This is a genomic window from Streptomyces rubellomurinus, assembly GCF_000961885.1.
Classification (GTDB): domain Bacteria; phylum Actinomycetota; class Actinomycetes; order Streptomycetales; family Streptomycetaceae; genus Kitasatospora; species Kitasatospora rubellomurina.
The window spans coordinates 64,678-86,915 of sequence record NZ_JZKH01000009.1 but is presented as its reverse complement, the minus strand read 5'-3'; the positions used below and the strand labels follow the sequence as shown (position 1 = coordinate 86,915).

Here is a 22,238-nt window from a genome sequence, read left to right as displayed (position 1 = left end):
CCCTGGGCCAACGACGAGACGGCCGGCGGCCAGCGGCCCCCACGAACAGCGGACGACAGACGGCGAACAACGAACAGCGAACAGATTTCAGATAACAGCTTTCAACATCTGTTATCTGAAATCTGAACGCTGAAACCTGTTCGCTGTCACCCACCCCCCACCCCACCGCCCTCGGCCCGCCACCACCCCCCTCCGCTCGTACGTGCGAAAGTGGTACCGGCGAAGGGAGCGCGAAGGTGCTGATGGACAGGGTGGCGGAGATACTCGCCGAGGCGTCGGCCGAGGCGGTGGAACCGCGCTTCCGGGCACTGGCCTCCGGCGAGGTGATGGAGAAGGCCCCCGGCGAGCTGGTCACCGTCGCCGACCGCGACGCCGAGGCGATCATCACGCGGCGGCTGCGCGAGCTGCTGCCCGTCCCGGTGGTCGGGGAGGAGGCCGTCGCCGCCGACCCGTCGCTCGCGCTGGCCCTGCGCTCCGAGCCGGCGGTCTGGCTGGTCGACCCGGTGGACGGCACGTCCAACTTCGTGGCCGGCCGCCCCGACTACGCCGTGATGTGCTCGCTGGTGCGCAGCGGGCGGACGGTCGCCTCGTGGATCTGGCAGCCCGAGTTCGCGGCCTGCTACCGGGCGGAGCTCGGCTCCGGCGCCTGGCGGGACGGCGAGCGCCTGTCCCGTCCGCCCGCACCCGCCGACGCCGGGAAGCTGTCGGGCATCCTGAAGAGCCGCTTCGTGGACCCGGAGCACCGCCACCGCCTGGAGGCCAACTGCGCGGCGTTCGGCGAGGTCGATCCCGGCCGCAGTGCCGCCGGGATCGAGTACCCGGGTGTCGCGGACGGCCGGTTCGACTTCATCTTCTACTGGCGCACCCTGCCCTGGGACCACGCCCCCGGCTCGCTGCTGGTCACCGAGGCCGGCGGCGTCTCGGCCCGGATGGACGGCTCCGCCTACCGCCCCGAGGCCCCCGGATGCGAGGACGGCCTCCTGGTGGCCGCCGACCCGGCGACCTGGGAGCTCACCCGCGCCGTCCTCATGGCCGACTGACCCCGGCCCCGACCCCGACCGCGACCCCGACCGGCCAGCCCGCCGGGCCCGACCCGCCCCGGCCGTCACCGAGCGACCCGCCCGGCCTCAGCCGGCCCGCTCCCCCGCGACCTTGCGCCCCGCCCCCACCACGTCGCGCAGCAGCGCGCCGACCTCGCCGACCGTGGTGTGCGGATTGAGCAGCGTCAGCTTGAGCCGCACCCGGCCCGGCCCTTCGCCGGGCAGTTCGGTGCGCCCGACGACGGCCCGGCCCGAGCGCAGCAGCAGTCGGCGCAGCTGCCCGTTCAGGTCGTCGACGGCCTGGTCGGCGAGGCCCGGCGGCCGGTAGCGGAACAGCAGGGCGGTGAGCACCGGTTCGGCGTGGAGTTCGAGCAGCGGTTCGGCGCGGACGGCGTCGGCGGCGGCGCGCGCGAGGTCGTGGCAGGCGTCGACCAGGCGGCCGAGTCCGTCGCGGCCCAGGGTGCGCAGGGTGACGGCGAGTTTGAAGGCGTCGGCCCGGCGGGTGGTGCGCAGGGAGCGGCCGAGCAGGCTGGGGTAGCCGGCCCGTTCGTCGTCGACGGGGTTGAGGTACTCGGCGCGGCGGGCGAGGGAGACGTAGGTCTCGGCGCGCCGGACGAGGAAGATTCCGGCGGCGGCGGGCTGCCAGCCGAGTTTGTGCCAGTCGAGGGAGACGGAGTCGGCGCGGGCGATGCCGTCGAGGAGCGGGGCGAGCCGGTCGGAGAGCAGGGCGCCGCCGCCGTACGCGGCATCGACGTGCAGCCAGGCGCCGTAGCGGCCGGCGAGGTCGGCGGCGGCGTGCAGCGGGTCGACGGCGCCGGTGTCGGTGGTGCCGGCGGTGGCGACGACGGCGACGGGGGTGCGGCCGGCCCAGCTGGCCTCGGCCATGGCGCGTTCCAACTCGTCCTCGCGCATGCGCAGTTGCCGGTCGACGGCGACGGGGACGACGGCCCGTTCGCCGAGTCCGAGGAGTGCGGCGGCGCGTTGGACGGAGAAGTGCGCGGCCTCGGAGGCGAGGATGCAGGGGCGGACGCCGGCCGGGATGCCGTCCAACTCGACGATGCCGTCGAGTTTCTGGTCGCGCGCGAGCATCAGTCCCATCAGGTTGGACTCGGTGCCGCCGGAGGTGAGGACGCCGGCCGCGCGCTGGGGTTCGTAGCCGACGAGGGCGGCGAGTTCGGCGAGCACCGCGGTTTCGAGGGCGGTGGCGGCGGGGGCCTGGTCCCAGGAGTCCTGGGAGGGGTTGAGGGCGCTGACGGCGAGGTCGGCGGCGGCGGCGACGGCGAGCGGCGGGCAGTGCAGGTGGGCGGCGCAGGCCGGGTCGGCGGGGTCGGCTGCGCCGTAGGCGAGGAGTTCGGTGAGCCGGGCGAGCGCGTCGCGGCCGCCCGCGCCGGCGAGGGCGTCGGCGACCAGGGCGGTGATCTCGGCGGGGCTGCCGGCGGGCAGCGGTCCGGCGCGCAGCACGATGCCGGCTTCGAGCGCGTCGAGGACGGTGGCGAGCAGCGGCGCGAGCGCGCCGGGCCCGCCCGCACCGCCGGCGAGGGCGTCCAACGGGACGGCACTGTCGGGCAGTTCGGGCACACCGCCCTCCGGACCGCGCCCCGAGCCGGAGCCCGAGCCGGAGCCCGAACCGGGACCCGAACCGGAGCCGGAGCCGGTCCCGCCGCTCACCGTTCCCTCCGCGTGCCCGCCGCACCCGCGGCACCTACCGCACCCACCGCGCCAACCGCACCCGCCGGGACGGCCGCCGCAGCGGCCGCGATGGCGTCGCCGAGCCGGTCGAGCACCGCCTCGACCTGCTCGTCGGTGATGGTGAGCGGCGGGAGCAGCCGCAGCACCGCGTCGTGGCGGCCGCCGAGTTCGACGATCAGCCCGCGCGCCAGGCAGGCCTCGCGGACGCGGACGGCGAGCGCGGGGTCGGCCGGGCGGGCGCCGCAGGTGTCGGGTTCGGCGGCGGGGTCGACGAGTTCGACGCCGAGCATCAGCCCGCGCCCGCGCACGTCGCCGATGACGGGCAGTTCGGCGGCGAGGGCGCGCAGCCGTGCGGTCATCCGTTCGCCGAGCACGGCGGCCCGGTCGGCGAGGCCGTGGGCGGCGACGTGGCGCAGGGTGGCGGCCCCGGCGGCCATGGCGAGGGTGTTGCCGCGGAAGGTGCCGGTGTGGGCGCCGGGCCGCCAGCCGTCGTAGTCCTCGCGGTAGACCACGACGGCGAGCGGCAGGCTGCCGCCGATGGCCTTGGAGAGCACCATGGCGTCCGGGACGATGCCGCTGTGTTCGACGGCCCACATCGCGCCGGTGCGGCCGACGCCGGTCTGCACCTCGTCGACGATCAGCGGGATGCCGCGTTCGGCGGTGATCCGGCGCATCGCGCGCAGCCAGCCGTCCGGCGCGGGGACGACGCCGCCCTCGCCCTGGACGGCCTCCAGGACCATCGCGGCGGGCGGGACGACACCGCCGGAGGGGTCGTCGAGCAGTCGTTCCACGTAGGTGGCGGCGAGGTCGGCGCCGGCCTCGCCGCCGATCCCGAACGGGCAGCGGTAGCCGTACGGGTAGGGCAGCCGGACGACCTCGCCGCCGCCGGGCAGCGGTTCCTTGACGGCGACGTTGCCGGTGAGGGCGAGGGCGCCGGCGGTCATGCCGTGGTAGGCGCCGGTGAAGGCGAGCGCGCCGGAGCGGCCGGTGGCGGTCTGCATCAGCTTGAGCGCGGCCTCGACGGCGTCGGTGCCGGCCGGTCCGCAGAAGTGGATCCGGGCGCGGGCGGCGAACTCGGCGGGCAGGCTCTCGAAGAGGGCGCTGGTGAAGTCGTCCTTCTCGGCGGTGGCGAGGTCGAGCAGGTGCAGCGGGGCGCCGCTGTCGAGGGTGCGGCGGATCGCCTCCAGCACCACGGGGTGGTTGTGGCCGAGCGCGAGCGTGCCGGCGCCGGAGAGGCAGTCGAGGTAGCGCCGCCCGTCCGCGCCTTCGACGGTCATGCCGTGGGCGCGGACGGGGACGATGGGGAAGGACCGGGCGTACGTGCGGGCGGCGGACTCGCGGACGCGCTGGCGCCGCAGGATGGCCTCGCCGGGGGCGGCCGCGGCTCCGTTGGCGGGGGCCCCGGAGGCGGCCTGGGCGGGTACGGCGGCGAGCGACAAGACGGACCCCCAAAGGAAGTTAGGTAAGCCTAACTTTATAGCCCTTGACCTGGCACGATGCCCGCGGGGCACCCAGAACCACCCGCGCGAGTGAACCTCCCCCGGTTCTGCCAACGAGCACGGCGCCAAGAGGTCACGGCCTCCGCCGGGCCGAATCACCGCCCGGCCCACCGACCGGATCACCGGCGGGCCCACCGACCGGATCACCGACAGGCCCACCGACCGGATCACCGACAGGCTCACCGACCGGACGTCACGCCTTCCCCGTCCACCGGTAGCACAGCTCCGGCCGCCCGACGCTCCCGTACTGCGGCTCCCGCACGGCGCGCCCGGTGTCCACCAGGTGTTCGAGGTAGCGCCGCGCGGTGATCCGGGACACCCCGGCGGCGGTGCCCGCCGCGGCCGCCGACAGCCCGGTCGCCGCCTCGCGCAGCACGGCCGCGACGGTCTCCAGGGTGGGCGCGCTCAGCCCCTTCGGCAGGGTGCTGCGCTCGGAGGTGCGCAGCAGGGCGAGCGCCTGGTCGACCTCCTCCTGGCCGGTCGCCTCGCCGCTGCGCCCGAGACTCGCGCGGTAGCGGGCGTAGCGTTCGAGCCGGTCGTGCAGGGCGGCGGCGCTGAACGGTTTCAGCAGGTACTGCACGACGCCCGCCGAGACGGCCTGCCGGACCATGGCGAGGTCGCGCGCCGAGGTCACCGCGATGACGTCGGTGGCGTGGCCGGCGGCGCGCAGCGTGCGGCAGAGCTGGAGGCCGTGGCCGTCCGGCAGGTAGAGGTCGAGCAGGGTGAGGTCGACGGGTGTGCCGGCGGCGCGGGCGCGCTCCAGGAAGCGCAGCGCGTCGGCGCAGCTGTGGACGGTCCCGGCGGCGTGGAAGCCGGGCTCGCGCGCGACGTAGAGGGTGTGCGCGGCGGCGGCCACCGGGTCGTCCTCGACGACCAGGACGGAGATCCCCGGCCGCGCCCCGGCGCCGCCCGTCACGTCGACACCCCTGCCCGCTCCCCGGCGGAAGCTCCCTCGCCAAGCCCTTCGCCGAGCCCCTCACCAGCCCCCTCGCCAGAACCCCCACCGGCCCCCTCGCCCCCGCGCCCCCGCCCGGCCAGCGGCAGCCGCACCGTGAGCACCGCGCCGCGCTCGCGCCCGACCTCGACGGTGCCGCCGTTGCGCCGGGCGGCCTGGGCGACCAGGGCGAGCCCGAGGCCGTGCCCGTGCCCGTCCTGCTTGGTGCTCCAACCGCGCCGGAAGACGTCCTCGACGGCGGCCGGGTCGATGCCGGCGCCGGTGTCGGCGACCCGCAGCAGCAGGCGGGCGTCGGGGGCGTCGCCGCCCTCGATCCGGGCGGTGACGGTGACCTCCGGCGGCACCGGGCTGTGCGCGGCGCCGGCGATGGCGGCGTCGACGGCGTTGTCGATCAGGTTGCCGAGCACGGTGATCAGGTCCCGGGCGGAGAGCCCGGGCGGCAGCACGCCGTCGTCGATCCGGCTGTCCTCGGTGAGGGTCAACTCGACGCCGCGTTCGGCCGCCTGGGCGGCCTTGCCGAGCAGCAGCGCGGCCAGCACGGGTTCGCCGACCGCGGCGACGACCCGGTCGGTGAGCTGCTGGGCGAGGGCGAGTTCGGCGGTGGCGAACTCCACCGCCTGTTCGTGGCGGCCGAGTTCGATCAGCGAGACGACGGCGTGCAGCCGGTTGGCGGCCTCGTGGGCCTGGGCGCCGAGCGCGTCGGTGAAGCCGCGCACCGAGTCCAGTTCGCCGCTGAGCGCCTGCAGTTCGGTGTGGTCGCGGAGGGTGACGACCCGGCCGAGGCCGGTGCCGATGGTGGAGGTGTTGAGCACGACGACCCGCTCGGCGGTCAGGTGCACCTCGTCGCGGACCGGCTCGGCGCCGAGGACGGCCGTCACCAGGGCCTCCGGCAGGCCCAGGCCGTCGACCGGCCGCCCGTCCAACTCGCCCTCCAGGCCGAGCAGTTCGCGGGCTGCGTCGTTGCACAGCACGACCCGGTGCGCGCGGTCGAGCAGGATCAGCCCCTCGCGCACCGAGCGCAGGGTGGCCTGGTGGTACTCGTAGAGGTGGCTCAGCTCGGCCGGGCCCATGCCGTGGGTGTGCCGCCGCAGCCGGGAGTTGGCGAGGTAGGTGCCGAGCCCGCCGAGCGCGAGCGCGCCGGCCGCGACGCCGACCAGGGCGAGCAGCGGTCCGCTGAGCCGCTCGGAGATGGAGTCCAGCGTGAGGCCGACGCTGACCAGCGCGATCACCCGGTTCCGGTCGTCCAGCACGGGGGTGACCACCCGGACGGACGGGCCGAGCGTGCCGGTGTACGTCTCGCTGCGGGTCTGCCCGGCGAGCGCCCAGTCGATGTGCCCGAGGTACGGCCGGCCGATCTGCTCGGGCCGCGGGTGGGTCCAGCGCACGCCCGTGGTGTCCATGACGGTGATGAAGGAGACCCCGGTGTCGACGCGGACCTGCTCGGCGTACGGCTGGAGGACGGCGGTCGGGTCGGGCCCGGTGACGGCGGTGCGGACGGTCGGCGCGTCGGCGACGGCGTGCGCGACGACGGTCACCTGGCGGCGGGCGGCGTCCTCGGTGCTCCGGGCGGTGAACAGGTAGGCGAGCACCGCGCCGCCCGCGACCACGGCGGCGACGATGACCACCTGGACGACGAACAGCTGCCCGGCCAGGCTGCGGACCAGCCCGCGCGGCGCGCGGGGGCGACGGCGGCGCGCGGGAGCGGGGGCGGGGGGCGGCACGGGCATGCCTGCCAGTGTGCACCACGGGGCCGCGCGGCGACCCCGGCGTGCGACGGGCCCGACGCCCCCGGGGCGCGGCACGCGGCACGCGGTGCGGCCGAGGCGCCGGAGAACTTTATGACCGCAAACGTGACCCGGATCACGCGCAGGCCCGATAGTCGGATCGGCCCACCACCCGGGGCCGCCAGGACTGCAGGGCGAAGGAGCCGCAGATGTCGATCGCTGGAGCCGCACCGGCGGGGGGACCCAGACGCAAGGACCGCACCCACTACCTCTACCTCGCCGTGATCGCGGCCGTGGTCGCGGGCGTGGTGGTGGGCTTGGCCGCACCCGGCTTCGCGACGGAGCTGAAGCCGGTCGGCACCGGGTTCGTCAACCTGATCAAGATGATGATCAGCCCGGTCATCTTCTGCACCATCGTGCTCGGCATCGGCTCGGTCACCAAGGCGGCGAAGGTCGGCAAGGTCGGCGGCCTCGCGCTCGGCTACTTCCTGGTCATGTCGACGGTCGCGCTCGCCATCGGCCTGGTCGTCGGCAACCTGCTGGAGCCCGGCGGCGGCCTGCACCTGACCGCCGCGCTCGCCAAGTCCGGCCACGCCCAGGCGGCGGCCGGCGGCGCCCAGTCGACCACCGACTTCCTGCTCGGGATGATCCCCACCACCCTGTTCTCGGCCGTCACCGAGGGCAAGGTGCTGCAGACCCTGCTGGTCGCGCTGCTCGCCGGCTTCGCCCTCCAGGCGATGGGCCCGGCCGGCGCCCCGGTGCTGCGCGGGATCGAGCACGTGCAGAAGCTGGTCTTCCGGATCATGTCGATGATCATGTGGGTGGCGCCGATCGGTGCGTTCGGCGCGATGGCCGCCGTGGTCGGGGCCACCGGCACCGCCGCGCTGAAGAGCCTCGCCGTGATCATGGTCGGCTTCTACCTGACCTGCGCGCTGTTCGTCGTCGTGGTGCTGGGCGCGCTGCTGCGCCTGGTCGCCGGGATCAACGTGTTCGCGCTACTCAAGTACCTCGGCCGCGAGTTCCTGCTGATCCTCTCGACCTCCTCCTCGGAGAGCGCGCTGCCCCGCCTGATCGCCAAGATGGAGCACCTGGGCGTCAGCCGCCCCGTCGTCGGCATCACCGTGCCTACCGGCTACAGCTTCAACCTCGACGGCACCGCGATCTACCTCACCATGTCGTCGATCTTCATCTCCGAGGCGATGGACAAGCCGATGGGGATCGGCGAGCAGCTGTCGCTGCTCGTCTTCATGGTGATCGCGAGCAAGGGCGCGGCCGGCGTGACCGGCGCCGGGCTGGCCACCCTCGCGGGCGGGCTGCAGTCCCACAAGCCGGCCCTGGTGGACGGCGTCGGGCTGATCGTCGGCATCGACCGGTTCATGTCCGAGGCCCGGGCGCTCACCAACTTCGCGGGCAACGCCGTCGCCACCGTGCTGATCGGCCGCTGGACCGGCGAGCTGGACGCCGAGCGCGCCCAGCGGGTGCTGGCGGGCGAGGTGCCGTTCGACGAGCAGACGCTGATCGACAGCGCCGGCGGCCACCCGGCGCCCCAGGCCCCGGCCAACCCCGACGCGGCCCCTGCCCCGGTGGCCGCCTGAGCGGCCCGCACGCTCCCCGGTCCGGCGCCGTCCCCCACCCCGGAAGAACGGCGCCGGACCGGGGCTCCCCCACAGCCGGATCGGCCCACCCCGTCGCAGGGCGGGCCGATCCGGCTACAGCTTCTGCCAGGCCGGCGACCGGCCCTCCCGCGTCCTGGCCACAGCTCCTCCCGCCCCGCCTACAGCTCCTCCCGCCCCGCCTACAGCTCCTCCGACCCGCTGAGCGCCCAGGCCACCCCGCTCGCCGGGTCCTCCAGCGCCACGTGCAGGTGCCGCAGCCCGGCCGCCGGCTCCAGCCAAGTGAAGCAGCGCATCCGGGCCACCAGAGCGTTCACCTCCGCCCGGTCCGGGCCGCCCGCGCCCGCCATCGCGCCGAGCGCCCGCCACAGCGCCAGCCGCCCGTGCGCGCTGCCCCGCGCCCGCCCGGCGGCGGCCGCCTGCACCAGCGCCGGGCAGACCAGCGCGAACGGCAGGTACCCGCCGACGACCCGACGGCCGTACTCCCCCCGGGCCGCCACCGCCACCCGGGCCGCCGCCAGCGGGGCCGGACCGCGCACGCAGACCGCCTCCGCCCACGGCGCCAGCTCGGCCAGCGCCGCCGTCGCGGCCGAGGCCCGGGCCGCCCGCTGGCCGCCCAACCGGTCGGCCGGGTCCGGCAGTTCGACCACGCCCAGGCCCTCCCGGTCGGCCGGCAGGGTCAGCAACGCACTGCGCGCGCCCCCGCACGGCAGGTACTCGCGCACCCGCGCGCCCTCCTCCCAGCCGGCCGCCTCCCACGGCTCCAGGCACAGCGGCACGCCCTCGCCGTCCGGCTCGGCCCCGTACGAGAGGTCCTCGCCCAGCAGCACCCGGGTGTGCGCGACCAGCCGCCGCACCGCGGCCGGGCCGAGCAGCGGGGCCAGCCGGAGCCAGGAGTGCCTGGTCGCCAGCACCTCCCACAGCGGCCCGGCGTCGTGGTCCGCGACCCCGGCGGCCGCCCCCGGGCCGCCGTCCGCGTCGAACAGCCGGACGGCCAGCTCCGGCGGCGCCGAGTAGGCGATCAGGTGCCCGAGCGGCGCGGTCAACGCCGCCGCGGTCGCCTCGCCGGCCCGCTCCACGGCGGCCGCCCGGCACTGCCGGTAGGCGGCCAGCAGCTCGGGCCAGCGGCCGTCGTCGGCCAGGGCGCGCAGGCGGTGGTCCTCGTACGTGATCACGATTTTCAGCGTACGGGCCGGGGCGGCGCATCAGCCGACTTGCCGTCGGCTCGGTGCGTCGAAGCGGGCCGCCGCCGTGCTCGCGCTCGTGCCTCGCGTTCGTCCTCGCGTTCGAGGACGGCGCGCCGCCGGCCGTCCGCGCGGTGCGGCCTGGCCGGCACCTTCGTGGACGACCGCTCGGCAGGAACCGGTCGGGCTCGGCGTTCGGTCTCAGCCGGACGGCGAGCCGTCCGCGAGCAGGCGGGCGGCGGGCACCCGGCCCGCATGCTCGACCAGGTTGATCAGCACCTCCTTGTCGGAGGCCCGGCGGCGCGCGTCGCACAGGACCACCGGGGTGCCGGGGTCCAGGTCCAGCGCGCGGTCGACCTCCGCCGGGCCGTACTCGCGCGTTCCGGCGAAACGGTTCACCGCGACCACGAACGGGATGCCCCGGTGCTCGAAGAAGTCGACGGCCGGGAAGCAGCCGGCCGGGAAGCAGCCGGCCGGGAAGCAGCCGGCCGGCCGGCGGGTGTCGGCGGGCACGACGGCGCCGAGTGCGCCCTGCGCCAACTCGCCCCGGAGGAACCAGAACCGGTCCTTCCCCGGGGTGCCGAACAGGTAGCGGGACAGGCCCTCGCGGATGGTGATGCGGCCGCCCGCAGTGCGCGGAGTCCGTGGACGACCTCCTGGAGGATGCGCTCGTCGGGGAGCAGGGCGAGCGGGCGGGGCGGGGCGGTTGACCCGGATGAGCCCGGCCGCCGGCAGGTCGCCGAGCAGCACCCGCACCACGCCCACCGAGAGGTCGAGGTCGGCGGCGAGTTCGGCCACCGACTGCGGCGTGCCGCGGCACAGGGTGAGGATGCGGACCTGTTCCGGGCCGACCGGCGGCTCGGGGTGACGGCGTACGGGCGGACGACCGGGCCGGCGTCCTCGTCGTGCCAGCGGGCCCGGTGCGCGGCACCGTTCGTCATCGCGGGCGCTCCGGCCGGCGCTGCCACTGCCGCTGCGGGCGGGGCTGGTCCGGGCTCATTCGCCGGACCCGGCGGACCCGCCGGACCCGCCGCGCACCGCGCGGGGTGCGGTGCCCAGGTGCTCCCCGACCCGGCGGACCATCCTGGCCATCTCGTAGGCGATCAGGCCGAGGTCGGCGCGCGCGGTGGCGAAGACGGCCAGGCAGGTGCCTTCCCCGGCGGCCGCGATCAGCAGGTAGCCGCCCTCCAACTCGACCATGGTCTGCCGGACTTCGCCCGCGCCGAAGTGCCGGCCGGCGCCCTCGGCCAGGCTGTGGAAGCCGGAGGCGACGGCCGCCAGGTGCTCGCCGTCCTCCCGTTCGAGTCCGGCCGAGGCGCCGATGGCCAGGCCGTCCACGGAGAGGAGCACGGCGACGCGGACCTCCAGGGCACGCTGGACCAGCTCGTCGAGAAGCCGGTCCAGCTCGCCCGCGCGGTGGTTGGTGCCGATCACGATGTCTCTCCTTCGGTTCGATGCGGGTGCTGGAAGCGGTCGTCCGATCCGCCGTCCGGGCGGTGCCCGGATCCCCTCCCCGGACCGGAGGCCGCGTCGAACTCCGTTCTTCGGTGGGGGCGTTCGGCCGCGTGGCCGGACGGTCGGGAGCCGCGCGCCCACCCGCTCTGGAAGGCGGACATCGCGGCCCGCACCGCCTCCGGGCTGCGGCCGCCGAGCGGCGCCGGTCCACCCCGGCGGGCACCCGGGTCCGGACGGGCGGGCGCCTCCCGCAGCTGCGGCGCCAGGCTCGCCTGCCGCACCCGGCGCGGCAACTCCCCACCCTCACCGCCCGGTTGGTACGTGGGCCGGGTGGGGAACTCCTCGAGGGCCAGCTCGCCCGCCTCGCGGTAGCCGGCCCGCTCCTGGGCGGTCGGGGACAGCGCGACGAAGGCGGAGGCGAGGAAGAGGAAGGAGCCGAGGCCGACCGCGAGCGGGAAGACGAACTCCATCGGGCCGACGCCGCCGAGGCCGGCCCGGTCGGGGTCCAGCCGGACGTGGACGGCGGCCATGCCGGTGTAGTGCATGCAGCTGACGGCGAGGCCCATGGCCAGCGAGGCGGCGACGGCCGCGTACACGTTGCGGATGCTGACGGCCGCCCAGAGTGCGGCGGTGGCGGCGCCGACCGCGACGAGCACCGACAGGGCGACGGTGCCGGCGTCGTAGCGCATGCCGCCGTGCATCCGGACGGCGGCCATGCCGAGGTAGTGCATCGCGGCGATGCCCAGCCCGGTGGTGACGCCGCCGGCGAGCAGGGCCGGGCCGCGGTGCCGGCCGTAGCAGACGACGGCCAGGCCGAGGCCGGTGACCAGGACGGCGACGACGAGGCTCAGCACGGTCAGCGGCACGCTGTAGCGCAGCTCGGTGCCGTCGACGGTGAAGCCGAACATCGCGACGAAGTGCATCGTCCAGATGCCGGAGCCGATCGCGGCGGCGGCCGTGACCAGCCAGTTCCGGCGGGCGGCGCCGCTCGCCGCGAGTCCTCGCAGGGTGCAGCGCAGGCCGAGGGCGGCACCGGCGCAGGCCATCACGTACGAGAGGGCGGGTGTCAGCCAGCCGAAGCTGACGTGCTTGAGGGTGCCCATCGGACCTCCGGTCGGCCGGTCGGGCCCGGGGCGGTACGCGGCGCGCCCGGGCTCCCCGGGCCGGGCGGACTGCACGCGGCCGCCGGCGACGGACGGCCGCAGGGCATCCTGACGGCCCGTCATATGCCGTACGCATGTGCGCTTTCGGCCTGGGGTGCGTGGGACGCTATCGAGGGGCCGGAATCAGCCACCGGAAGATCTGAAAAGCTACCCGCGAGACGCGGGCGATGTGTTCGAATGGGCCGGTCCTCTGCCCGGAGGGTGGTTTGCCCGCGAACACCGAACAGATTTCAGCGAACAGCTGACAACTTTCATCATCTGTTATCTGTTCGCTGAAATCTGTTATCCGTCGGTTGTCATCTGTCAGCCGTTACCTCCCAGCTGCCCGCCGGACACCGACCGCGGTCAGTCCTCCGCCCGCGACCGCCCTCGCTCCGTCACCTGGATCCGCATCGGGCTCCTCACCTGCAGCGTGATGCCCTGGCCGAGCGCCACCCGCTGGTCCACCGCCTCCAGATCGAAGTCCCGCAGCAGCACACCGAGGGTCAGCACCGACTCCAGCATCGAGAAGTGCTGCCCGATGCACGCCCGCGGCCCGCCCCCGAAGGGGTACCAGGCGTAGCGGTGCCGGGCCTTCTCCTGCTCGGGCAGGAAGCGGTCGGGGTCGAAGCGCTCCGGGTCCGGCCAGTGGTCCGGGTGCCGGTGGGTGACCAGCGGCGCGACCACGAGCTGCGCCCCCGCCGGAAGCAGGTACCCGTCGATGACCGTCTCCGCGACCACCCGCCGGCCGACCAGCGCCGCCGCCGGGTAGAGCCGCATCGTCTCCTTCATCACCCGGGTCAGGTACGGCAGCGCGTCCAGGTCCGCGGCGGTCGGCGCCCGCCCGGCCAGGACGGCCTCGGCCTCCTCCTGCGCGAGCCTGCGCTGCTCCGGGTGCTTGGCCAGCAGGTGCAGCGCGAAGGCCAGCGAGGTGGCGGTGGTCTCGTGCCCGGCGAGCAGGAACACCAGGACCTGGTCCCGGAGTTCGGCCGGATCGAGCCGCCCGCCGTCCTCGCCGCGGGCCCGTCCGAGTAGCGTCAGCAGGTCGTTCGCGTCCTCGTCGCCGCCGCCGCGCGCGGCCCGCTCGGCGATGATCCGGTCGCAGACCCCGTACAGCGCCCGCTGCGCCGCCAGGCCGCGCCGGTTGCCCGGGGTCGGCCAGGTGCGGGGCAGGCGCACCGGGGCGTAGCCGCGGTCCACGACGAACGCGCCGAGCGCCGGGAAGCTGCGGTTGACCACCTCGACCGCCTCCTCCACGTCGGCGCCGAAGAGGATCCGGGCGACGGCGCGCAGCGCGAACCGCGACATCTCCTCGGCCGCGTCGACGACCCCGCCCGGCGCGGTGCGCCACCGCTCGGTGAGCGCCCGCGCCTCCTGGGCGAGTGCGTCCGCGTAGCCGTCGACCCGGCGGCGGGTGAACAGCGGCTGGATGAGCCGGCGTTGGCGCTGGTAGAGCTCGTCCTGGCTGGTCAGCAAGCCGTTGCCGACGCTTATTCGCAGCTCGTCGTAGAGGTCGCTCTCCTTGCGGAAGTTGGCCGCCTCGCTGCCCAGCACCTGGTGGACGCCCTCGGGCGAGAACACGCCGTAGAACTCGGCGCGCAGCCCGGGCGGGCCCACGGTGAAGCGCACCACGTCCCCGTAGTCGCGCCGGGCGGCGAGGTAGGTGCGCAGCGGGCGGCGGGTGAGGTCGAACAACGACCCGGTCAGCGGACTCCCGGGCGGACCGGGCACCGGGGCGACGGCGGATCCGGATGCGGCCGGGGTGGGGGCCGGGGCTTCGGTTGCGGTGGGCATCGGCACTCCTTCGACGCGGACTACCAGTCGACTTCACTGACGAGTAGTCAACCCCGGAAGGCCCGGAAGAGTTCCCTCCGGGCACCGGCCGCAGCCCCCTCCTACTCGTACTCGGTGCCGCCCTTGCGGGTCAGGTAGGCGTCGGCGACCACCTTGGCGATCGCCCGCCCGCCGAGCAGCGGGCTCCAGCGCTCGGTCACCGGGCGGACCACGACGCCCTCGCGCAGGTGGAGTTCGCGCCCGGAGAAGGTCTCCCGGCCCTCCGCGAGGGCCAGCACGGTCTCCCGGTCGAACGGCCCGCGCCACAGCTCGGGCACCAACGGCAGCTCGCCGTCCAGCAGTTCGGCGGCGGGCAGCCAGACCAGCTGCCCGTCGACCACGGCCGACACGTCGAAGGCCGCGTAGCCGGGCAGTTCGGTGCGCGCGGAGGCACCGTACGTCAGGTCCTGCACGCCCTCGCCGAAGACCTCGCCGAAGATGCCGACCCGCTCGGCGCCCAGCCGCTCGGCCAGCCGCGCCGCCACCTCCGGTATGCGGTGCGCGCGCACCGCCCGCCAGTAGAGGTTGCGCTCGTCCTCGATCAGCGCGAGGCCCTGCGCGCCGATCCCCTTGGAGGACACCTGGACCTCGCCGGTGGCGGCCGTGTAGGTGACCAGGCAGCAGCTGCCGTGCAGCTTCTCGGTGAGCACGACCGGCTCGCCCGGCTCGAAGACGTCCGGGTAGCGCTTGAGGTTCTCGATGTCCACCCAGGGCAGCAGGTCCGGGGCGCTGACCACCTCGCCGTTCATCGACGTCGGCACCGGCGGCTGCCACTTGACGACGCCGAGCAGTTCGGCGAAGTCCTCGCCCCGCTCGGCGGCGGCCGCCAGGTCGGTGCCGGCGAGCGCGGCGGGCCGGCAGACGATGCCCTGCGACAGCTCGCCGCGCAGCCGTACCGCCTTGACCCGGTTCGCGTTCGAGCCCGCCAGCTTCCCGGTCAGGCCGAGCTCCGCGACCAGCTCGTCCGGGAGGACGGACTGCTCGGGGATGTAGAGGGCGAAGTCGCCCGTCCGGTACGTGCCCTTGGCGACCACCGCCCGGTAGAGCCCGACCTGCGCGAGTTCCAGGGCGTCGGCATTCGGGTGCTCCAGGACGATCAGTTTCTCCGCGGTGACGCGCAGCGTGGACATGGACGGACTCCTCCCCTATGGGCCCGGCCGGGCAACGGCACCCGGCCATGCGTACGAACTGCGCCCACTCTGACCGGTCGGGCGCGCGGGCGCGACGCAATTTCCCGCGGCCGCCCGCCGCCACCTGCCGTTTTCCGCCGCCGCCACCTGCCACCACCTGCCGTGGGCCGTCGCCGGCCGTCGTCAGCCGTCGTCACGAACCGAGGCGCCGCCCGTACGGTCCGGCCCGCGCCCACGGCCCGCCTTGCGCCTTCCCACAGCCGGACGGACGGCCCCGGCGCCCCGGGCCTGTCCGAAGCGACAGGGGATTCTGCACTCGCATCTGCGGCACTATGATCACCGAAATGGCCGCACCTGCGGCTCCGTCGCCCTCGCGCCCCGCCCGGCGCGCACCCTGGAGGGGAAGCCCCGATGAGCATCCGCACGCCCGCCCCCGCCCGCAGGCTCGCCGTCGCCGCCGTCGCGGCCCTCGTGCTCGGCCTCGGGGCCACCGCCTGCGGCAGCGACGGCGGCACGTCCGCCGGCTCGGGAGCCTCCGCGTCCGCCGGGGCCACCGGCACCGGTGCGAGCGCCGGCGTCCCGAAGGCCCACGGCACGATCACCGTCTTCGCCGCCGCCTCGCTCAAGGAGACGTTCACCGACCTGGGCAAGAAGTTCGAGGCGGCGAACCCCGGCGCCAAGGTCACCTTCAACTTCGGCGGCAGCTCCAGCCTCGCCACCAGCATCAACTCCGGTGCCCCGGCGGACGTGTTCGCCGCCGCCAGCCCGGCCACCATGAAGACCGTCAGTGACGCGGGCGGGGCGAGCGGCCAACCGGCGGTCTTCGTCCGGAACACGCTCGCTATCGCCGTGCCCAAGGGCAACCCCAAGCACCTCGCCGGCCTCAAGGACCTGGCCGGCTCCGGGGTGAAGGTCGCGCTCTGCGCGAAGGAGGTGCCGTGCGGCGCGGCCGCGCTGACGGCGCTCAAGGCCGCCGGCGTCGAACTCACCCCGGTCACCCTGGAGCAGGACGTCAAGGGCGCGCTCACCAAGGTCGAGCTGGGCGAGGTCGACGCCTCGCTGGTGTACAAGACCGATGTGCGGGCCGATGCTGCGAAGATCGACGGCGTGGACTTCCCCGAGGCCGCCAAGGCCGTCAACGACTACCCGATCGCCGCGCTCGCCAAGGCTCCGAACAAGGACGGCGCCGCCGCGTTCGTCGCGTACGTCCAGTCGCCCGAGGCCCAGCAGGTCCTGACCGCGGCCGGTTTCCAGGCCCCGTGAACGACCGCAGCGCCGACGCCGACCGCCACCCGGCCGGTCACGACACCGATCACGGCGCCGACAGTGGCGCCAATAGTGGCACCGCTCGCGGCACCGGTCGCGGTGGCGAACGCGGCGCCCGCCGGGGAGGCGTCGGCCCGGCCGGCCCCGCCCCGGCCCTGCCGCGCCGGGGCCGGCGCCCCGGCTCGGGTCGTACCCCGGTGGCGTTGGCTCTCCCGGCTCTGCTCGGGCTCGCGTTCCTGATCCTGCCGCTGGTCGGCCTGCTCGTCCGGGCGCCGTGGAGCGGCCTGTCCGAGCAGCTGACCAGCACCGCCGTCTGGGACGCGCTGCGCCTGTCGCTGATCAGCGCGACGGCGGCCACGGCGGTGTCGCTGGTCCTCGGCGTCCCGCTGGCCTGGCTGCTCGCCCGCACCGATCTGCCGGGCCGGCGGGTGGTCCGGGCGCTGGTGACCCTGCCGCTGGTCCTGCCGCCGGTGGTCGGCGGCGTGGCGCTGCTGCTGGTGCTCGGGCGGCGCGGCATCGTCGGCTCCTGGCTCGACTCGGCCTTCGGCATCACGCTGCCGTTCACCACCGCCGGCGTGGTGATCGCCGAGGCGTTCGTGGCGATGCCGTTCCTGGTGATCAGCGTCGAGGGGGCGCTGCGGGCCGCCGACCCCCGCTTCGAGGAGGCGGCCGCCACCCTGGGCGCCTCCCGGCTGACCGCCTTCCGCCGGGTCACCCTGCCGATGATCGCCCCGGGGATCGGCGCCGGGGCCGTGCTGGCGTGGGCCCGGGCGCTCGGCGAGTTCGGCGCGACGATCACCTTCGCGGGCAACTTCCCGGGCCGCACCCAGACCATGCCGCTGGCGGTCTACCTGGCGATGGAGTCCGATCCGCAGGCCGCGATCGCCCTGTCGCTGGTCCTGCTGGCGGTCTCCGTCGCCGTCCTGGCCGGCCTGCGCGACCGCTGGCTGTCCACCCCGTGAGGCCGCGCCCGTGACCCAGGACCGCACCACTCCGCCGAACCCCGTGGACGCCGCCCGGATGAGCACCCCGACCGCCCTGGACGCCCACCTGCGGGTGGACCGCCCCGCCTTCACCCTCGACCTCGCGCTCGCCGCCGCCCCCGGCGAAGTGGTCGCCCTGCTCGGCCCGAACGGCGCGGGCAAGTCCACCGCCCTGCGCGCCCTCGCCGGCCTGCTCCCGCTCACCGGCGGCCACCTGCGGCTGGACGACCGGCTGCTGGAGGACCCGGCCCAGCGCCTGCACACCCCCGCCGAGGAACGCCCGGTCGGCGTGGTGTTCCAGGACTACCTGCTGTTCCCGCACCTCAGCGCGCTCGACAACGTCGCCTTCGGCCCGCGCTGCCAGGGGCGCCCCAAGCGCGCCGCCCGCGCCGAGGCGGCCGACTGGCTGGAGCGGATGGGCCTGGCCGAGCACGCCTCCGCCCGTCCCGGCCGGCTCTCCGGCGGCCAGGCGCAGCGGGTGGCACTCGCCCGGGCGCTCGTCGTCCGGCCCCGGCTGCTCCTGCTGGACGAGCCGCTGGCCGCCCTGGACGCCCGCACCCGGCTCGACGTACGGGCCCAACTGCGGCGCCACCTCGCCGAGTTCGAGGCGGTGGCGGTGCTGGTGACGCACGATCCGCTGGACGCCATGGTGCTGGCCGACCGGCTGGTGGTGATCGAGGACGGGCGCGAGGTGCAGTCCGGCCCCCCGGCGGAGATCGCCCGGCGGCCGCGCACCGACTACATCGCCCGCCTGGTCGGGCTCAACCTGTACCAGGGCGTGGCCGAGGGCACGCACGTCACGCTCCCGGACGGCACGGTGCTCGCCACCGCCGAGGCGCTGTCCGGCCCGGCCTTCGTCGCCTTCCCGCCGTCCGCGGTGACCCTGTACGGGGAACGGCCGCACAGCAGCGCCCGCAACCTGTGGCGGGCGGAGGTGACCGGCCTGGACCTGCACGGCGACCAGGTCCGCGCCGAACTCGCGGGCGAGCTGCCGATGGCCGCCGACCTCACCCCGGCCGCCGTCGCGGAGCTGGGCCTCGCACCCGGGGCAGAGGTCTGGGCCTCCGTCAAGGCCGCCCAGACCCACGCCTACCCGGCGTAGACCGGCCCGGAAGGGCTCCGGCGACGGGGACGGGGACGGGGACGGGGACGAACAGATGTCAGCGAACAGATAACAGATAACAACTTTCAACATCTGTTATCTGTTATCTGTTCGCTGACATCTGTCATCCGTTACTCGCTACTTGCTGCTGAAGCCCCACCGCGAGGGTCAGTTCGAGGACCCGGTGCGGCGATGCGAGATCCGGAAACAGCTCCCGCAGCTGCGACATCCGGTACCGGACCGTCTGGGGATGGACGAACAACGCCGCCGCCACCTCGTCCCGCCTGCCCTGGTGCAGCAGCCACGCCCGCAAGGTCTCCTCCAGCCGCCGCGCGGTCGCGGCCGGCAGGGTCCGCAACGGCGCGAGGGCCCGGGCACGCAGGTCCGCGAACGCGTCCGCGTCGGCGCTCAGCACCAGCTCGGGCAGGTGCTCCTCGGTGTCGCGGATGTCAGCGGAGAGGGAGCGCGCACGTACGGCTCGCGCGTACGAGGCGCACGCGCGTGTCCACGGCCGCGCCGGGCCGACCACGGCGGTGCGGTCGGCCAGCTGCCGCAAGAGGTGGGACCGGTCGGCATCGGGAACGAGCAACACACCGGTGGCGTCCGGCAGATCGTCGAGGACCAGGGTGCTCGGGTCGAGCACGCGGTAGGCGGGCCGGGCCTGGGCGGTGGGCAGCAGGACCGCGGTCAGCGAGTTCGGGGGCTGCCACCCGGCGCGTTGAACAGAGGCCCGCAGCACGTCCGGGCTCGCACCGGCGAGGAGGTCGCGGGCCAGCTGTTCCAGGTGGCGCTCGTGGGCCCTGCCCCGGGCGGCCAGTTCGTCGGCGTGGCCCGCGGCGCTCGCGGCGGAGAGCTCGTCGATGTAGGCGAAGGTCAGCTCGGCGAACTTGGCGACCTGGGCGGCGGGCAGGCCCGCGGGTACGGCACCGGCTGCCAGGCAGCGCCAGGCCACGCGGGCGCCGACGCGGTAGGCGCTGAGCAGGGCGTCCATCGAACGGCCGTCGCGCACCTCGCCGCGGCCCAGCTCGTAGGCCGCGTCACCGGCGTCGCCGCTCGTGGCGTTCCCGCTCGCGAGGTCCAGGTAGTGCCCCAGGGCGGTGCGGACGGCTCGGCGGATCGTGCCGCCCATGCGGCCCGAAAGGGCGTTGGCGTAGGAGGGGACCTCGTCGATGATGGCCTCGACGACCTCGTCGGCGGTGGCCGTCAGCGCGCCCCGAAGCGCGGTGACGGTCGTCTCGTCCAGGACCAGCTCGCCGGCCCTCCGGATTGCTTGGCTCACGTTCTTCTTCCCTGCGAACTCGTTCCCTGCGGACTCGTTCCCCGCGAACCGGTTCCCCACAGACTTGTTCCCTGCGAACAATTCAGCCGATCAGGTTTACGCCCTACGGTCAGGACTTTACGCCCTGAGGCGCAGCAAGCTGGAGTCATGACGAGTGCAGCCCTGCGCAGCAGGGCGTGGAAACTGCTGGAGATGGTCACGACGCCGCTGCTGCCGTCGGACTACCTCGACCTGGTCAGCCCGCTGCGCGCGGGCGCCGACCTCCGTGGGCGCATCGAGGCCGTGCACCCCGAGACGGCCGACGCCGCGACCGTCGTGATCAGGCCGGGACGGAGCTGGCGCGGCCACACGGCCGGTCAGTACGTGCGGATCGGGGTCGATGTCGACGGCAGGCGCCTGTGGCGCAGCTACTCCATCACCTCGCCGACGAACCGCCGGGACGGCCGCATCACGATCACCGTGAAGGCGGTCCCGGGCGGCAAGGTCAGCAACCACCTCGTCCACCGGGCGGCACCGGGCACGCTGGTCCAGCTCGACCAGCCGGCCGGCGACTTCGTGCTGCCCCGCGTCACGCCCGCCAAGGTGCTCTACCTGACGGCCGGCAGCGGCATCACGCCCGTGATGGGCATGCTGCGCGACACCGAGGTCGACGACGTCGTGATGGTCCACTGCGCACCACGGCCGCGAGCCGTGATCTTCCGCAACGAACTGCACGACCTGGTGGCGGACGGGAGGCTGCGCCTCACCGAGGTGCACACCGACACGGACGGCAGGCTCGACGTCGCCCGTCTCGGCGAACTCGTGCCCGACTGGGCCGAGCGCGAGGCCTGGGCCTGCGGGCCCGCGGGCCTGCTCGACGCCGCGGAGGAGCACTGGGCCGAGCACGGCGTCCAGGAGCGCCTGCACACCGAACGGTTCCGCCCCCGCATCACCGTCGCCGGCAGCGGCGACGGGAGCGGCGCCGACACCGCCGGCGGCGAGGTCACGTTCAGCCTCACCGGCAAGGCCGTCGACGCGGACGGCACCACACCGCTGCTGGACGTCGGCGAGGAGGCCGGCGTGCTCATGCCCTCCGGGTGCCGCATGGGCATCTGCTTCGGCTGCGTCACACCGCTCAGGGCGGGCGCCGTCCGCGACCTGCGCACCGGCGAGATCACCGAGGCGGAGCCGGGCGTCCTCATCCAGACCTGCGTGTCCGCCGCGGCGGGCCCCTGCGACATCGAACGGTAGAAGCGCCTTGACCGCCATCGACCCCACCGCCCACCTGACCGCGGAGCAGATCGAGGAGCTCGGCCGCGAGCTGGACGCGATCCGCGACGAGGTGATCGCCGACCGCGGCGAGAAGGACGCCGCCTACATCCGCAAGGTCATCTCGGCGCAGCGCAAGCTCGAACTGGCCAGCAGGGGCGTGCTGTTGTTCTCGCTCTTCCCGCCCGCGTGGCTGATCGGCACCGCCGGCCTGTCCGTGGCGAAGATCATGGACAACATGGAGATCGGCCACAACGTCCTGCACGGCCAGTGGGACTGGATGCGGGATCCGAAGATCCACTCCACCACCTGGGAGTGGGACCACGTCTCGCCGTCCGAGCAGTGGAAGCACTCGCACAACGAGCTGCACCACGCGTACACCAACGTGATCGGCAAGGACAACGACCTCGGCTACGGCATCATGCGCGTCGACGAGGACCAGAAGTGGCACCCGTTGCACCTCGGCCAGCCGCTGTGGAACTTCGTCAACGCCTGCTTCTTCGAGTACGGCATCGCGGCGTACGACCTGGAGCTCGGCAAGAACCTGCAGGGGCGCCGCCGCAAGGACCCGGAGTTCCGCGCGCGGGCCAGGGCCGTGGGTCGCAAGATCCGCAAGCAGGTGCTCAAGGACTACGTGATCCACCCGCTGCTGTCGGGCCCGTCGTTCGCGACCACGCTCGCCGCCACGTTCACCGCGAACGTGGTCCGCAACATCTGGTCCCACTCGGTGATCATGTGCGGGCACTTCCCCGAGGGCGTCCAGGTCTTCGAGCGCCGGTCGGTCGAGGGCGAGACGCGCGGCCAGTGGTACCTGCGCCAGATGATGGGCTCGGCGAACATCAGCGGCAGCAAGGCCATGCACTTCATGACCGGCAACCTGTCCCACCAGATCGAGCACCACCTGTTCCCGGACCTGCCGAGCAACCGGTACGCCGAAGTCGCGGTGAAGGTGCGCGCGTTGTTCGAGAAGTACGAGCTGGAGTACGTCACCGGGCCGCTGCCCAAGCAGGTGTTCTCCGCGTGGCACAAGGTCTTCCGGCTCTCGCTGCCGACCAGGAGGCCCGAGGCCGGGAAGACCGGGGCCGGGAAGCCCTGG

16 protein-coding genes and 2 pseudogenes are annotated in these 22,238 nt (G+C 74.7%); 7 read left to right on the top strand and 11 right to left on the bottom strand.

Features of this window, described 5'->3' with window-relative positions; genetic code table 11:
- Positions 1–242: 242 nt before the first annotated feature.
- A complete protein-coding gene (locus VM95_RS07075; protein ID WP_045693218.1) occupies positions 243–1,040 on the top strand; it encodes an inositol monophosphatase family protein in 798 nt (265 codons plus the stop codon).
- Positions 1,041–1,127: 87 nt separating this feature from the next.
- Here VM95_RS07075 and VM95_RS07070 read toward each other — a convergent pair whose 3' ends face one another.
- From VM95_RS07070 to VM95_RS07055, 4 genes are all read right to left on the bottom strand, one after another.
- Entirely contained in the window at positions 1,128–2,618 is a 1,491-nt protein-coding gene (locus VM95_RS07070; protein WP_244178655.1) for a pyridoxal phosphate-dependent decarboxylase family protein, read from the bottom strand.
- Positions 2,619–2,704: 86 nt separating this feature from the next.
- On the bottom strand, positions 2,705–4,168 hold the full coding sequence (locus VM95_RS07065; RefSeq protein ID WP_078859657.1) for a diaminobutyrate--2-oxoglutarate transaminase: 1,464 nt from the start codon (positions 4,166–4,168) through the stop codon (positions 2,705–2,707).
- Positions 4,169–4,421: 253 nt separating this feature from the next.
- Complete coding sequence (locus VM95_RS07060) at positions 4,422–5,144, bottom strand: response regulator (protein ID WP_045693156.1); 723 nt, start codon at positions 5,142–5,144, stop codon at positions 4,422–4,424.
- Positions 5,141–6,910, bottom strand: coding sequence for a sensor histidine kinase (locus tag VM95_RS07055; RefSeq protein ID WP_063773461.1), 1,770 nt, complete (start codon positions 6,908–6,910; stop codon positions 5,141–5,143). Before VM95_RS07055 ends, VM95_RS07060 begins: the two co-directional genes overlap by 4 nt.
- 206 nt (positions 6,911–7,116) lie before the next feature.
- On the opposite strand from VM95_RS07055, the gene VM95_RS07050 reads away from it, so the two are divergent.
- A complete protein-coding gene (locus tag VM95_RS07050) occupies positions 7,117–8,502 on the top strand; it encodes a cation:dicarboxylate symporter family transporter (RefSeq protein ID WP_045693155.1) in 1,386 nt (461 codons plus the stop codon).
- 200 nt (positions 8,503–8,702) lie between these two features.
- Here the strand turns inward: VM95_RS07050 and VM95_RS45095 are convergent, their stop codons facing one another.
- From VM95_RS45095 to VM95_RS07020, 6 genes and pseudogenes are all read right to left on the bottom strand, one after another.
- Positions 8,703–9,695, bottom strand: a complete 993-nt coding sequence (locus tag VM95_RS45095) for a hypothetical protein (protein ID WP_045693154.1) — start codon at positions 9,693–9,695, stop codon at positions 8,703–8,705.
- 210 nt (positions 9,696–9,905) lie between these two features.
- Positions 9,906–10,526, bottom strand: a complete 621-nt coding sequence (locus VM95_RS40020; protein ID WP_244178660.1) for a DUF742 domain-containing protein — start codon at positions 10,524–10,526, stop codon at positions 9,906–9,908.
- A gap of 174 nt (positions 10,527–10,700) precedes the next feature.
- Positions 10,701–11,138 carry a roadblock/LC7 domain-containing protein gene (locus VM95_RS07035; protein WP_045693153.1) on the bottom strand — a complete coding sequence of 146 codons (438 nt, stop codon included), beginning with the start codon at positions 11,136–11,138 and terminating at the stop codon, positions 10,701–10,703.
- Between the two features lie 371 nt (positions 11,139–11,509).
- Positions 11,510–12,262 (bottom strand): annotated as a pseudogene (locus tag VM95_RS07030) (MHYT domain-containing protein); the annotation flags it as partial.
- 405 nt (positions 12,263–12,667) lie between these two features.
- The gene (locus VM95_RS07025; protein ID WP_078859654.1) at positions 12,668–14,095 is read right to left on the bottom strand and encodes a cytochrome P450; all 1,428 of its coding nucleotides are present in this window, start codon (positions 14,093–14,095) and stop codon (positions 12,668–12,670) included.
- Between the two features lie 101 nt (positions 14,096–14,196).
- Complete coding sequence (locus tag VM95_RS07020; protein WP_045693152.1) at positions 14,197–15,264, bottom strand: RNA ligase (ATP); 1,068 nt, start codon at positions 15,262–15,264, stop codon at positions 14,197–14,199.
- 411 nt (positions 15,265–15,675) lie between these two features.
- Here VM95_RS07020 and modA point away from each other — a divergent pair, with 411 nt between their 5' ends.
- From modA to VM95_RS07005, 3 genes are all read left to right on the top strand, one after another.
- Positions 15,676–16,527: a molybdate ABC transporter substrate-binding protein gene (gene modA, locus VM95_RS07015; RefSeq protein WP_045693151.1), complete on the top strand. Its 852-nt coding sequence runs from the start codon at positions 15,676–15,678 to the stop codon at positions 16,525–16,527.
- A gap of 158 nt (positions 16,528–16,685) precedes the next feature.
- A complete protein-coding gene (locus VM95_RS07010) occupies positions 16,686–17,492 on the top strand; it encodes an ABC transporter permease (protein ID WP_045693211.1) in 807 nt (268 codons plus the stop codon).
- Between the two features lie 58 nt (positions 17,493–17,550).
- On the top strand, positions 17,551–18,615 hold the full coding sequence (locus tag VM95_RS07005) for an ABC transporter ATP-binding protein (protein WP_045693210.1): 1,065 nt from the start codon (positions 17,551–17,553) through the stop codon (positions 18,613–18,615).
- Between the two features lie 124 nt (positions 18,616–18,739).
- On the opposite strand, the gene VM95_RS07000 is transcribed toward VM95_RS07005, so the two are convergent.
- Positions 18,740–19,894 (bottom strand): PucR family transcriptional regulator, encoded by a 1,155-nt coding sequence (locus VM95_RS07000; RefSeq protein WP_045693209.1) that lies wholly within the window; start codon positions 19,892–19,894, stop codon positions 18,740–18,742.
- A 147-nt stretch (positions 19,895–20,041) separates the two neighbouring features.
- Here VM95_RS07000 and VM95_RS06995 point away from each other — a divergent pair, with 147 nt between their 5' ends.
- Positions 20,042–21,124, top strand: a complete 1,083-nt coding sequence (locus VM95_RS06995; protein WP_045693150.1) for a ferredoxin reductase — start codon at positions 20,042–20,044, stop codon at positions 21,122–21,124.
- Between the two features lie 7 nt (positions 21,125–21,131).
- Positions 21,132–22,208 (top strand): annotated as a pseudogene (locus VM95_RS06990) (fatty acid desaturase family protein); the annotation flags it as partial.
- Positions 22,209–22,238 lie beyond the last annotated feature (30 nt).

Bases quoted from the DNA above. Each gene is read 5' to 3' on its own strand.
- modA (WP_045693151.1), top strand. From the start codon at position 15,676: ATGAGCATCCGCACGCCCGCCCCCGCCCGCAGGCTCGCCGTCGCCGCC.
- VM95_RS07055 (WP_063773461.1), bottom strand. From the start codon at position 6,910: ATGCCCGTGCCGCCCCCCGCCCCCGCTCCCGCGCGCCGCCGTCGCCCC.
- VM95_RS07025 (WP_078859654.1), bottom strand. From the start codon at position 14,095: ATGCCCACCGCAACCGAAGCCCCGGCCCCCACCCCGGCCGCATCCGGA.
- VM95_RS07020 (WP_045693152.1), bottom strand. From the start codon at position 15,264: ATGTCCACGCTGCGCGTCACCGCGGAGAAACTGATCGTCCTGGAGCAC.
- VM95_RS07050 (WP_045693155.1), top strand. From the start codon at position 7,117: ATGTCGATCGCTGGAGCCGCACCGGCGGGGGGACCCAGACGCAAGGAC.
- VM95_RS06995 (WP_045693150.1), top strand. From the start codon at position 20,042: ATGACGAGTGCAGCCCTGCGCAGCAGGGCGTGGAAACTGCTGGAGATG.
- VM95_RS07075 (WP_045693218.1), top strand. From the start codon at position 243: ATGGACAGGGTGGCGGAGATACTCGCCGAGGCGTCGGCCGAGGCGGTG.
- VM95_RS07005 (WP_045693210.1), top strand. From the start codon at position 17,551: ATGAGCACCCCGACCGCCCTGGACGCCCACCTGCGGGTGGACCGCCCC.